This is a genomic window from Streptomyces sp. NPDC045678, assembly GCF_056432085.1.
Genome location: NZ_JBWKJS010000012.1, coordinates 162,216 through 174,973 on the forward strand (window position 1 = coordinate 162,216; position 12,758 = coordinate 174,973).

Consider the following 12,758-nt stretch of genomic DNA (forward strand, 5'->3'; position numbering starts at 1 on the left):
GCCCCCGACCAACCGCAACACACAACCCCAGAAACACAACAACCCGGGCAAGCTGCCGTGTTCGGCCGAACAGGAAAGGCAGGCGAAGGCCAGCAGGCCGGCGTGTTTGGTGCGCAGCACGGCCAGGCCCCGGATGAGGACCTCACAGGTCTCGGCCGGGTCGATGACGTCATCGACCAGACCCGCGCGAGCCGTCGGCGAAGCCCACCCCCTACGGGCGGCCCCCAGAAGCCGAACCGAAGCGACGGGCCAGGCGTTCGCCTCGCTCGGCACCGCGCGCGACGACGCGATACCCCGGACCCAAGGGCCAAAAGCGACACGCGCTTTCATTAAAACCGCTCGTACGGTTTTTAATGGGGTTAATGTCACGGGCATGTTCCCCGCAGCCACCGCCCCACCCGGCCCCCCGGACAGCCGGAACGGAACCCCCGCCTTCCGGCCAAAGCGTCCCCCGCCACCCCCGGCCAGCCCCACGGACACCCGCCGAGGTGACCACCCCCCAGACCCCCACCAAGGGGCAAACGGAATGCGTCACACCGGACCGATACCAGAACCAGGACCGACCTCCCCCTGGAGATCAAACCGGCGAGTTGGTTTTATACGCGGTCTGGACACCATCCGTGACGGGAGTCACCAGTGAGCAAGCAGGAACGGGCCACCCGCACTCGCAACGCCCTCATCCTCTCCGCCGCCGAGCTCTTCGAACGGCACGGCTACACACGCGCCAGCCTCGAAGAAATCAGCTCGGGCGCCCACGTCAGCCGCGGCGCCCTCCACTTCCACTTCGAGAACAAGGCAGCGCTCGCCGACGCCGTGCAACATGCCGCCGCCCAGACCCTGCGCCAGACCACCGAGGCCACACCCCCCACCCACACCAGCGCAATCCAAAACCTCATTGACCTCACCCACCGCATGGCTCACCTTCTCCACCACAACACCATCGTCCGCGCCGCCTTCCGCCTCCACTACGACGCCGGCCCCCACACTCCCCACAACCTCCACCACCAATGGCACGCCACCCTCCACCAACTCGCCACCCGCGCCGCCAACGAACGCACCCTCGCCCCTGGCATCTCCCCCGACCACCTCACCACCACCATCCTCGCCACCACCATCGGCCACGAAATACTCCACCGCACCAACCCCCACAAACACACCCCCACCCCCCTCACCACGCTCTGCCAACTCCTGCAACCCCACACAACCCACCCCAACCACCCAGCCGCAGCCACAGCCACAGCCAAAACAGATCCCACGTCGGCCGGGACCGGGATCCCGACCGAGATGGGACGGGCAGAACAGGGCGGGCGGGCCGAGCCGTGATCGGGGCAGGGCGGGATGACTGGACCGGACACCCCAGGCCAGGCAGGTCATAACGGGCCGGACAGGGCAGGGCAAGCCGACCCCAGGGGCAGGGGCCGGGCAGGGCACGGCCGGGCATGACCAGGCATGACCGGCAAAGGCCAACCAGGCAACACCGGACACCCGGCAGGACAGCAGGGCAACCGGACAACCGGACAAGGCGAAAACACGCCGCCCGCAGACAACACCCGACGCGTCGGGGCGAGTTGATGGCCGGGCTCACAGGGTGAAGGCCAAGAAGCGGAAACATAAGCCCAGTTATCGAACGCGCACACTAGGCTACCGGCAGATCATCCCGCCCCGCGCAGAAGCGGCGCCCCCGGCATGCACCGCCACAGCCAAGGAGAACCCCGGCCCATGACCCAGCACCCTGGCACCCTCGCCGGCAAGGCAGCCCTGATCACCGGAGCCAGCAGCGGCATCGGCGCGGCCGCCGCCCGCGTCTTCACCCGCGAGGGTGCCCGTGTGGTTCTGGTCGCCCGGCGCGAGGACCGGTTGCAGACCCTGGTCAAAGAACTGCGCGCGGCCGGCGCCGACGCCTCCTACTGCACCGCCGACGTGCAAAGCGCCACCGACATGCAACGCGCCGTCGCCCACACGGTCGACACCTACGGACGCCTGGACCTAGCCTTCAACAACGCCGGTGCAGCGGCCGAGAAGAGCCCTCTGCACCTCATGGACGACAGCACCTACGACCTGATCATGGACACCAACGTACGCGGCGTGTGGAACTGCCTGCGCCCCGAGATCAGCGCCATGCTGACCACCGGCGGCGGCGCCATCGTCAACACCAGCAGCGTCGCCGGCCTCGTCGCCACCTCCGTCGCCGCTCCCTACATCGCCGCCAAACACGCCGTGATCGGCCTCACCAAAGTCGCCGCCGTCGAATACGCCCCCCACCACATCCGCGTCAACGCCCTCGCCCCCGGCCTGGCCCGCTCCGAAATGGTCGAGGACTGGTTCACCCGTCACCCCGCCCAGGAAGCCAGAAGCAAGGCCTCCTCACCTCAGAACCGCATGGCCGAACCCGAAGAAGTCGCCGAGGCCGCCGCTTGGCTCTGCAGCGACCACGCCTCCTTCATCACCGGCGCCACCCTCCCCGTCGACGGCGGCGCCACCACCTGGTAGCCCCCGCCACAGAGACCGGACACGGCCCCGCGTGGGCAGCGGCTCTGCTCGCCGAGACCGGCACGGTTGCCGCCTCGTGCACCCTGCCCCTTACCACTCGCGGGGCTCGCCCTCCGTACTGGTCGTGCTCGTGCGGATCCGCCTCCGGTCCCGCCCGGCCGGGTCGGACGGTGCGGGTGGGGCCAGTCGCTCCGGTGTGCACGGCGCACCGAACGTCGCCTCGAGCACCCAACAAGCACTTTGTGCGCCTCCCCGTCCTCCGGGGTGACGGGGATGATGAACCCACCGCACACGAAACAGGCGACCCGCGGCCCCCTGCCTTCGGCGTACTCGGCGTACTCGGCTCATTGGCGTACTCGACGTACCCGACGTTCTCGGCTCATCGGCGTACTCGATGTATCCGTGTACTCGGCGTACTCGGTCGGTGAGCGACAGGGCGGCACGGCGGCGGAAGGAGGTCATGGTGTTACTTCTCATCTCCCCGGACAGCGTCGAGGAAGCTCTCGAATGCACGAAGGCGGTGGAGCATCTCGACATCGTCGACGTGAAGAAGCCCGACGAAGGCTCGCTCGGTGCGAACTTCCCCTGGGTCATCAAGGAGATCCGTGACGCGATCCCGGCGGACAAGCCGGTGTCCGCGACCGTGGGGGATGTCCCGTACAAGCCCGGCACGGTGGCCCAGGCGGCGCTCGGCGCCGTCGTCTCGGGGGCCACGTACATCAAGGTCGGCCTCTATGGGTGCACGACGCCCGCCCAAGGCATCGAGGTCATGCGCGCGGTCGTCCGAGCGGTGAAGGATCACCGCCCGGACGCGCTCGTCGTCGCTTCGGGCTATGCCGACGCTCACCGGATCGGCTGCGTCAATCCGCTCGCCATACCCGACATCGCCGCTCGCTCCGGCGCCGACGCGGCCATGCTCGATACCGCCGTCAAGGACGGGACGCGGTTGTTCGATCACGTTCCGCCGGACGTCTGCGCCGAGTTCGTCCGGCTGGCCCACGCGTCCGGGCTGCGCGCGGCCCTCGCGGGCAGTGTCACAGCGGCCGACCTCGGCCCGTTGACCCGCATCGGCACGGACATCGTGGGCGTGCGGGGCGCGGTCTGTGAGGGCGGCGACCGCAACGCAGGAAGGATTCGGCCGCATCTGGTGGCCGCCTTCCGGGCGGAGATGGACCGGCACGCGCGGGAGCACACCGCCGACGCCCCCTCCGCGCGCTGAACGCCCGTGAGGGCAGCCGTACAGCCGCACAGCCGTACTTGTTGCGTCGCGGCCCGCTTCCCCTGCGGGCTCTGCCGTGGGGTTTCGTCTTGGGGGTCTGCCATGGCTTGGGGGCTGCCGTGTCTTGGGGGGGTCTGCCGTGGGGATTCCGCCGCGGCCCTCGGCCGTTCGTCGTCCACCGACCGCGGGAGGCGAGTCCGTGAAGTTCCAGGCGGCCGTACTGCGCTCGTACGAGAGCCCGTTCACGGTCGAGGACGTGCTGCTGCGGACCGAGCCCGCCGTGGGCGAGATCCTGGTCGAGATCGCGGGCACCGGGATGTGCGGGACCGATCTCGCGGTACGCGGTGCCGGGGGGCGAAGTCCCCTGCCGGCCGTCCTCGGCCACGAGGGCGCGGGCGTCGTCGTGCGGGCGGCGGGCGGTCCGGACGCCGCGATCGACATGGGTGACCACGTCGTGCTGAGCTTCGACTCCTGCGGGCACTGTGCGAACTGTCGCGGCGGCGCCCCCGCCTACTGCGGCTCCTTCGCCTCCCTCAACCTCTTCGGGGGCCGCGAGGAGCACCCGCCGCGGCTCACCGACGCGGCCGGCAGGGCGCTGGCACCCCGGTGGTTCGGACAGTCCTCGTTCGCCCAGTACGCACTCGTTCCGGTCCGCAACGCCGTACGGGTCGACCCCGCGCTACCCCTCGAACTGCTCGGGCCGCTCGGCTGCGGTTTCCTCACCGGCGCCGGGGCCGTCCTGAACACCTTCCGTGCGGGGCCCGGCGACACGCTCGTGGTCTTCGGCGCGGGGGCCGTCGGCCTGGCCGCGGTGATGGCGGCCACGGCCGCAGGCGTGCTGACCCTCGCCGTCGACCGGCACTCTGAACGGCTCACCCTGGCCGAGCGGTTCGGCGCCACGCCGCTGCACGCCGCCTCCCCCGATCTGTCCGGCCGGATACGCCGCCTCACCGACGGCGGGGCACGGTACGCACTGGACACCACGGCCGCGCCGCCGCTCATCAACGACGCGCTCCACGCCCTGCACCCCAAGGGCACCCTCGGCCTGGTGGCGCGTTTCCGCACTCCGCTGTCTCTCGAGCCGGGCACGCTCGACCGGGGCCGCGGCATCCGCCACATCTGCGAAGGGGACGCCGTGCCCGGTGTGCTGATCCCCCGGCTGATCACGCTGTGGCGGGCCGGGCTCTTCCCGTTCGACCAGCTGATCCGCACCTATCCACTGGGCGACATCAACCAGGCCGAACGCGACTGTGGAGCGGGCCGTGTGGTCAAACCCGTCCTGCTCCCGGAGAGGACCAGCCGATGAGCGATCACCCCGCACCCGCCGACAGAGGAAGCAGGGACGGCGTCGACGGAGGTGTGGGCCTGACCGCCCTCCTCGTCGCCGCGGCACGGGCGATCGAGAGCCGTCGCCAAGACAGCCTGGCCCAGGACGCCTATGCGGAGCACTTCGTGCGCGCGGCCCCGGCTTGCGCCCACTGGCCGGTGCGCATCGAACAGGTCCCGGAGGGCGACAACAACCCGCTGTGGGGGCGGTTCGCCCGCTACTTCGGCCTGCGGACGAGGGTCCTTGACGACTTCCTCCTGGAGTCGGTCGGTCTGGAGTCGGCCGGTCAGCAGTCGGTCGGTCTGGAGTCGGCCGGTCAGCAGTCGGTCGGTCTGGAGTCGGCCGGTCAGCAGTCGGTCGGTGTCGGCGTCCGCCAAGTGGTGCTGCTGGGCGCCGGGCTGGACACCCGTGCCTTCCGGCTCGACCTGCCGTCCGACTGCGTCGTTTACGAGATCGACAGGGCGGGCGTGCTGGACTTCAAGCAGCGGGTGCTCACGGGCCTGTCGGCCGTCCCGAAGGTGAAGCGCGTCCCCGTACCCGTGGACCTGCGCGCGGACTGGGTCGGCGCGCTGGCCGTCGCGGGTTTCGACCCTGCCGCGCCGAGCGTCTGGCTGGCCGAGGGGCTCCTCTTCTACCTGCCGGGCCCCGTCGAGACGTACCTCATCGACATGGTGGACAGGCTCACCACCGGAGGCAGTGCGCTGGCCTTCGAGGTCAAGCTGGAGAAGGATCTGCTGGCGTACCGCGACAGCCCGATCTATACGGCGACGCGCGAGCAGATCGGCATCGACCTGCTCCACCTCTTCGACAAGGGGCCACGGCCCGGATCCGTGAGCGACCTGACGGCCAAGGGCTGGTCGGCCTCGGTGCACACGCCCTTCGACTTCACCCGACGGCACGGGCGTGGTCCCCTCCCCGAGTCCAACGACGCGCTGGAGGGGAACCGGTGGGTCTTCGCGCACAAGCCGCGACCGTGACGTCCGCAGCGCTCACTGCGGCGTGTGGGAGGCGAAGGCGTGTGAGAAGCGAAGACGTGTGGGAAGCGAAGACGTGTGCATGGTGAGGGCGTGTGGACGGCGACGGTGTGCGCGGTGCGTCAGGCGACGGCCCGAGGCGCCACCAGCTCGTCGCCCGGGATCCCCGCCATGTCCGGCGCGTAGTAGTCCACGATGCCGTTGGCCCACGTGGACACGGTGATGCGGTCCTCGGCGTCCGGATCGAAGGCGTCGAAGAGAGCGTGGATGTTCGCCTCCTCGAAGCCGATCGCCGTCATCAACAAGACGAAGAGGGGGCGCTCGATCAGGCCGTCCCCGTCGGGGTCGCCGAGTGCGGAGAGGGCCTCGGCGAACTCGGCGATCGTGGGGCCGAAACGCTTGGGGTCGAGCACGAACGGGCGGAACTCGTCCACGGTGATCACACCGTCGCCGTTGGTGTCCACTTCAGTGGCCAGCGTTGTCCACCAGCGGCGGAACGCGGCCCGAATGGCGTCCTTGGCACCGTCGTCCGACGCGGTCGCCGCCTCCAGGACCCGGCCCGTCATCAGGTCGAAGTCGGCGGAGTCGATGACTCCGTTGCCGTTGGCGTCGAAGAGGGAGAAAACCAGCTCGACCCTTTTGGCAGCCTCGGTTCGCATGTGCCTCACCTGTCTTCTGTGACCACGGGCGCGGCTGCCCGACCCGGCGCGTGCAGCCGCTTTGATCCATGGAACTGTTTTGATCCATGGAACCGTCACGAAGCGCTGAAAGTGCCCGTTCTTCGCTTTTGGTGATAAATGTGCTCCACTGTGAACACATCTGACATATCGGAGCCGGTTGGTCTGTCGGTGAGCCCCACGGGGGGCGCCAGGGGTGTCCTTTACCGGGAGGCGGGGCCTACCCGTGCTGCTCCGCGTAGTGCGCGCGGAGCAGGTCGATGCCCCAGTCGTGGCGCAGGTGGCGCCAGACCGAGTGGGCGTGGTTGCCGTCGTCCTGGGTGTTGTCGTACTCGATGAGGAAGTCGGGGGCTCGCACGCAGTAGTAGTGCCGGTTCCCCGGCGCGCGGCCGCCGGCCCAGGCGAAGGTGACGGTGTCCAGACCGCGCGCCACGGTGTCGTCCCAGCACTGCCGTGCGTACGCCGTCGGCGCGCGGTCGAGATAGCGGCGCACCAGGCGCTCCAGCAGCCGGCGTTGATTGGGCGTCATGTCGTCGTGGGTGAGTCCTGCCGGGAGCCTGCCGGGGTCCGCGAACGGGTCGTCGCGGGTCAGGATGTCGTCCGGCGGCACGGTGTCGAACACCGCGGTCGCACACCGGTCGGGGTCGAGGTCCGTGACCAGTTCCCTGGCCAGGTCCTCCTCGGGGCCCAGCAGTCGGCGGCCCGCCTGCGTGCCGTGGGTGATGCGCGCAGGCTCCGCACCGATGAAGTGCGGCGTCACGCGGACGCCCGCGGCCGTGATCAGTACGTGTACGGCGAGGTGGTGACCGTTCATCCGCCACGCCCAAGGGGCGTCGCCGTCGGGGTCGCCGAGCAGCCGCAGCCAGTAGCGGTCGGGGGCTCCCGCGGCACCGGCCCTGGCGCGGCGGTGCCGCTCCACCTCGATCGCGCCGCGCGCCAGCTCCGCTCCCGTCGCACTGTGCGCCGCGACGAGCAGGCGGTCCACCGCGGCGCGCTGGCTGTCGTCGAGTCCTTCGGTGGACAGCCCCGGACGTGATCCCGGCAGATACGTCCACTCGCGCAGTTCGGGCGCGTCCAGCCGGCCGGGGCCCCTACGCAACTCCCGTACCTGCTCCGGTTCCAGGACGGACAGGAACGCGTGCGCAGCCTCCCGCATGTCCGCGGCCGTCGCCGCCCAGGATTCCCCGTCCACCGTGTCTCCTCCGCCTCACCCGACGCGCGCCGTACACGGGACGATGTCGCCCCTGTGACCCATGGTGCGTCATCCGGCCGCCAGGAGCCTCGTTCTCGGCCGCCGGGGGGGCTTGGTCCTCGGTCGGCGAGCCCCGTTCTCGGCCGGCAGGCTCCGCTCCTGTCGCTCCCGTCGGAGCCGGACCCGGCTACCCCGCTCCCTCGGGACCCGGGGCCCCACTCCAGTGGGAACTGGCGGGCCAGGCATGATGTCCGGCACAGGGCGGCGATCCGTCGCCTCGGTCGAGGAACGTCCGAGAGGCGGCCGGTGTGTTCGTCCTGCTCATGTACGGCGCCCTGCTCGCCGCGCCCGTTTGGGCCATCGCGGTCGCGGTCAAGTTGGTGTCGGTGGCCCTCCCCGGGCGTCGACCGGACTGGGCCCGCGACCTGCTCCGCTGGAGCGCGGGCATGGCGGCAGTCGGCGCCGTCATCACGTACCTGATCGGGCTCGGTGCGGTCCAGTGGGACGCGAGCGAGGCCGAGTCCGGCGCGGGGTCGTCGCCGGCCGTCCCCTGCCGCTCGCTCCCGCCCGACGTGCTCGACCGCCTCGCCGGGCATGAGCCGTCCTACGTTCCGCTGGGTTTCGACTGCCTGCTGGACGACGGGAGCGTCGTCGCGGGAAGCGGCCCCTACGCCTTGCTGAACACCGCGGCAGCCGCCTTTGCCCTCGCGGCGGTGCTTGCGCTCATCGCGGTGGGATTCCTGGACGAGTACCGCGCCAGGTCGGGCCGTCGAGAGGGTGTCGGGGAGCGCCGCAGTACGGGCGGCCTCTCGGCGTGACGCGGGCCCCGGCGTGCGGGTACCGCGCGCCGAGGCCGCCTGTCCGGATCAGCTGTACGGCTGATCAGGCACCGGAAGCGCCACACCGTTCGCGGGCGGCCGCCCGGAATCAAATCAGGTGCCCGGCTTGCGGCCGTAGACGAAGACGTCGTCTCCCTTGCGCAGCATGCTCCAGTACTTCGTGGCGTCCTTCTTCGTCATGTTGACGCACCCGTGAGAGCCCGGCGGTGCCCAGACGCTGATGCCGACCGAGTGGAACGCCTGGCCGCCGTCGAAGAACTGGCTGTACGGCATCGGCACGTGGTAGATGCTCGACACGTGGTCGATGTCCCGCCAGTAGACCTTCTTCAGGCCCGTGCGGGTCTCGTGCCCGTTGCGGCCGGTGCGCACCGGGACCGGGCCGTACTTGAGGTTCTTGCCGTCCTGGATCCAGCTGAGCTGAAGCGTCAGATCGACGCAGGCGATGCGCCCCTTGTCGGTCGGGCACTTGCCCGCCTTGTTGGGGTTGTCGCCCACCGCCTTCTGCTTGTTCATGAGGTTCATGACACCCCAGGTGACACCGCCCGCGTACCCGGCGTTCGGGGTGATCTTGTGCTTGGTCTGGAAGGCCTTGATGGCCTTGCAGTCAGCCGTCGACTGCTTTCCGTCCACCGGGCGGCCGAGGAACTTCTCGACCTGCTTCTGGTACGGGCCGGTCTGTGTCGAGCACGACGCTGCCTGAGCACTGCCGGAACCGAGCGCCACCGTGAGCGGGGCCACCAGCATGGTGATCCCCAGAGCCGCGGCCCCTCGTCTGCGTATGTCCCCCATCGCTGCCTACTCCTCGTTCGTCATTCGTCTGCGGGGTGAATCCCCTCTGCTAGACGACGCGACCGCGGGGTTCGTTGTAGGGCGAATCGGCACAGGTGTGTAACAGAGGACGATTTCCTCGGCGGCGGCGCCTTCTTTCTCGTTCCCGCGCCGGCCCGTCCACCGCGACGGATACGTGAAGTACTCGTGAATACCCTGTGGAAGAGACACCCCTGAAGCCCCCTATGCTGCACCGGACGATCACGTGGCTCAGGGGAGGGCGCGACATGCTCGGTAAGTTGTTCGGCAAGGGTGGGGCGAGACCCGGGGCGGATCCCTGCGCCCTTCCCGTTCCGCGCAGGCGGAGGAACGGGACGTACACGTTGCGCGCGCTCGGGGACACGCGGGTGTTCGCGCTGGTGGAGGCGGCCGGCTCGGGTGACTGGGAGTCGGTCAAGGCGGCGCTGGCCCCCTTCGACCTCGGCCGGGACCACGCCGTCCTGGGTGAACTCGCCGACGTGGACGGCGTACAGGAGTGGATCGGGCGGGCCGTCCGGGAGGACGAGGAGCACCGGGCGACAGCGCTCCTGATCTCCGGGGCGCGGCACATCGTCTGGGGCTGGGAAGCCCGCACCGCGGCCCGTGCCGCGCACGTCACGCGGGAGCAGTGGCAGATCTTCTACGACCGGTTGCGCATCGCCGAGGAACAGCTGCTGGAGGCCGCCGAGTTGCGGCCGGAGTGGGTGACGCCGTGGCGACGCCTCCTCACCTCGGGCCGCGGCATGTCGGTGGGAGCCGACGTCAGCGTGGCCCGGCTCCACGCGGCCCTGCGTCGCGACCCGCTGGACCTGGAGAGCCACCTCGAATGGCTGTCGCAGTTGCAGCCGCGGTGGGCGGGCGAGCCGGGCCAGGCCCTGGCGTTCGCCCGTGACGCGCTCGCCCACACCCCGCAGGGGCACCGGCTCGGCTGTGTGATCGCCATGGCGCACATCGAGGAGTGGGTCGAGTCCGACCGCGGTGACTGCCTCCAGACACCGCAGATCCAGACCGAGTTGCGCAAGGCCGTCGATCACAGCATTCTCCACCCCGCCTACGAGCGCCGGCTGGGGTGGCAGCAGGACTTCCACATCTTCGCCATGGCCCTGTCGCTGGCCGATGAGCGGCACACGGTCCGGCGCGTCCTCCAGACGCTCGACGGGGCGTACAGCAGTTGGCCCTGGGAGTACTTCGCGGAGCCGGAGAAGCAGTTCGCCGATCTGCACCGCCGGGCCGCCTGAGCCTTGCCGGCCTTGCCCTCCTCCCCCCCAGCTCTGCCTTCCTCCCCCTCGGCTCTGCCCTCCTCCCCCGGCCTCACCCTCGCCCGGTTCGGGCAGCCCCGCCCCCCTCCCGCCACCCTTCGTCACTCACACCACCGGACTGCCCGATGACACTGCCCGACACCACATCGACCCCGGCCGGAGCCGACCGCACCTTCCAGGTGGATCTGCGCGGCCTCGTCGACCTCCTCTCCCACCACCTCTACTCCAGCCCCCGCGTCTATCTGCGTGAACTCCTGCAGAACGCGGTGGACGCGCTCACCGCTCGCCACAGCCTCGAACCGGACGCCGCCGCCGACGCGTTCGGCATCCGCCTGTACGCCGACGGGGCGGTGGTCCGCGTCGAGGACGACGGCGTCGGCCTCACCGAGGCCGACGTGCACACCTTCCTCGCCACGATCGGCCGCAGCAGCAAGCGCGCCGAGCGGGTGGCCGAGCAGCGCGCGGACTTCATCGGCCAGTTCGGCATCGGACTGCTCTCCTGTTTCCTGGTCGCGGACGAGATCCACGTCCTGAGCCGCTCCGCGCGTACGCCCGACGCGCCCGCGGTCGAGTGGCGGGGTCGCGGTGACGGCAGCTACGTCGTCCGCGCCCTGCCCGCCTCGGCCCGCCCCCGGCCCGGCACCACCGTCACGCTCACACCGCGCACCGACGCGGGCGAGTGGACCAAGCCGGGGCACGTGCTGGCGCTGGCCCGGCACTTCGGGTCCCTGCTGCGCCACCCGGTGTCCTTCGACGACGGCTCCGGCGATCCGGGAGTGCCGGTCAACCCCGAGCCGGCCCCCTGGACGTGTACGTATCCGACGCCGGGGGCACGGGCGCGGGCGCTCGCCGCTTACGGCCAGGACGTCTTCGGGTTCACCCCGCTGGACACCATCGAGCTGGACCTGTCCGCGGTGGGCCTGAAGGGGATCGCGTGTGTGCTGCCGGAGGCGGTACCGGCCGGGCGCCGACACGGCCACCGCGTACACGTCAAGGGAATGCTGCTGTCCGAGCAGGCCGCGGAGATCCTGCCCGAGTGGGCGTTCTTCGTCCGTTGTGTCGTCGACGCGGAGAGCCTGCGGCCGACGGCGTCCCGCGAGGCACTGTACGAGGACGACACCCTCGCCGCCGTCCGTGACGCCCTCGCCGAGCGGCTGCGCGCGTGGATCGCGCGGGCCGCCGCGAGCGACCCGGAGCTGCTCGGCCGCTTCCTCCGGGCCCACCACCTGGCCGTGAAGTCGCTCGCGGTGTACGACGACGAGATCCTGCGGATGCTGCTGCCCTGGCTGCCGTTCGAGACCACCGACGGGCACACCACCCTCGACGAGTTCGCGCGCACCCACCGCACGGTGCTCGTGACGTCGAGCGTCGAGGAGTTCCGGCAGGTCGCGGCGATCGCCTCCGCCGCCGGGCTCGGCGTCGTCAACGGCGGCTACACGTACGACCGCGAACTGGTCCACCGACTGCCCGAGATCCGGCCCGAGGTCAACGTCGCCGACCTCGATCCGGCGACCCTCACGGCCCACCTCGACCCCGTCGACCGCGAGACGGAGCTGGCCGCCACCGCCTACCTCGCCCGAGCCCGTGACGCCCTCGCCGTCTTCGACTGCGACGTGGCGCTGCGCACCTTCCAGCCCGCATCCGCGCCCGCGCTGCTCGTCGACAGCCGCGAGGCGCGGCACGAGCGGTCCCGCTCCCAGCTCGCCCGTGAGCAGGAGGGCAGCCTGTGGGGCGACATCCTGGGCGCGCTGCGCCAGGAGGCACCGCGCGCGCAGCTGATCCTCAACCAGCTCAACCCTCTGGTCCGCACCGCCGTCGCCATCGACGAGCCCGAACTGGCCCGCACCAGCGCCGAGGCCCTCTACGGGCAGGCCGTGCTGCTGTCCCGGCGTCCGCTCCGGCCCGCCGAGTCGAGCCTCATCAACCGCTCCTTCCTCGACCTTCTCGCCCACGCCCTCCGCAAGGACAGCTGAC

The 12,758-nt window shown here is 70.6% G+C and carries 11 protein-coding genes; 8 read left to right on the forward strand and 3 right to left on the reverse strand.

The window, feature by feature from the left end:
• The first annotated feature begins 636 nt into the window (after positions 1 to 636).
• The 5 genes from AC07DO_RS35090 (at position 637) to AC07DO_RS35110 (ending at position 6,013) form a co-directional block, all read left to right on the forward strand.
• Entirely contained in the window at positions 637 to 1,323 is a 687-nt protein-coding gene (locus tag AC07DO_RS35090) for a ScbR family autoregulator-binding transcription factor (protein WP_479065692.1), read from the forward strand.
• A 396-nt stretch (positions 1,324 to 1,719) separates the two neighbouring features.
• Positions 1,720 to 2,490 carry a glucose 1-dehydrogenase gene (locus AC07DO_RS35095; protein ID WP_479065694.1) on the forward strand — a complete coding sequence of 257 codons (771 nt, stop codon included), beginning with the start codon at positions 1,720 to 1,722 and terminating at the stop codon, positions 2,488 to 2,490.
• 463 nt (positions 2,491 to 2,953) lie between these two features.
• Positions 2,954 to 3,709 (forward strand): (5-formylfuran-3-yl)methyl phosphate synthase, encoded by a 756-nt coding sequence (locus AC07DO_RS35100; protein ID WP_479065925.1) that lies wholly within the window; start codon positions 2,954 to 2,956, stop codon positions 3,707 to 3,709.
• A 199-nt stretch (positions 3,710 to 3,908) separates the two neighbouring features.
• Positions 3,909 to 5,015: an NAD(P)-dependent alcohol dehydrogenase gene (locus AC07DO_RS35105; RefSeq protein ID WP_479065695.1), complete on the forward strand. Its 1,107-nt coding sequence runs from the start codon at positions 3,909 to 3,911 to the stop codon at positions 5,013 to 5,015.
• A complete protein-coding gene (locus AC07DO_RS35110; RefSeq protein ID WP_479065697.1) occupies positions 5,012 to 6,013 on the forward strand; it encodes an SAM-dependent methyltransferase in 1,002 nt (333 codons plus the stop codon). Before AC07DO_RS35105 ends, AC07DO_RS35110 begins: the two co-directional genes overlap by 4 nt.
• A gap of 119 nt (positions 6,014 to 6,132) precedes the next feature.
• Here AC07DO_RS35110 and AC07DO_RS35115 read toward each other — a convergent pair whose 3' ends face one another.
• A complete protein-coding gene (locus AC07DO_RS35115; protein WP_479065698.1) occupies positions 6,133 to 6,669 on the reverse strand; it encodes an EF-hand domain-containing protein in 537 nt (178 codons plus the stop codon).
• A 238-nt stretch (positions 6,670 to 6,907) separates the two neighbouring features.
• Positions 6,908 to 7,879 carry a DUF3500 domain-containing protein gene (locus tag AC07DO_RS35120; protein WP_479065700.1) on the reverse strand — a complete coding sequence of 324 codons (972 nt, stop codon included), beginning with the start codon at positions 7,877 to 7,879 and terminating at the stop codon, positions 6,908 to 6,910.
• 308 nt (positions 7,880 to 8,187) lie between these two features.
• Here AC07DO_RS35120 and AC07DO_RS35125 point away from each other — a divergent pair, with 308 nt between their 5' ends.
• The gene (locus tag AC07DO_RS35125; protein WP_479065702.1) at positions 8,188 to 8,697 is read left to right on the forward strand and encodes a hypothetical protein; all 510 of its coding nucleotides are present in this window, start codon (positions 8,188 to 8,190) and stop codon (positions 8,695 to 8,697) included.
• Between the two features lie 114 nt (positions 8,698 to 8,811).
• On the opposite strand, the gene AC07DO_RS35130 is transcribed toward AC07DO_RS35125, so the two are convergent.
• Positions 8,812 to 9,507 carry a L,D-transpeptidase gene (locus tag AC07DO_RS35130; protein WP_479065704.1) on the reverse strand — a complete coding sequence of 232 codons (696 nt, stop codon included), beginning with the start codon at positions 9,505 to 9,507 and terminating at the stop codon, positions 8,812 to 8,814.
• A 266-nt stretch (positions 9,508 to 9,773) separates the two neighbouring features.
• Here AC07DO_RS35130 and AC07DO_RS35135 point away from each other — a divergent pair, with 266 nt between their 5' ends.
• Together AC07DO_RS35135 and AC07DO_RS35140 are read left to right on the forward strand one after the other, a co-directional pair.
• Entirely contained in the window at positions 9,774 to 10,763 is a 990-nt protein-coding gene (locus tag AC07DO_RS35135; RefSeq protein ID WP_479065706.1) for a hypothetical protein, read from the forward strand.
• Positions 10,764 to 10,909: 146 nt separating this feature from the next.
• The gene (locus AC07DO_RS35140; protein ID WP_479065708.1) at positions 10,910 to 12,757 is read left to right on the forward strand and encodes an HSP90 family protein; all 1,848 of its coding nucleotides are present in this window, start codon (positions 10,910 to 10,912) and stop codon (positions 12,755 to 12,757) included.
• The last annotated feature ends 1 nt before the right edge of the window (position 12,758 follow it).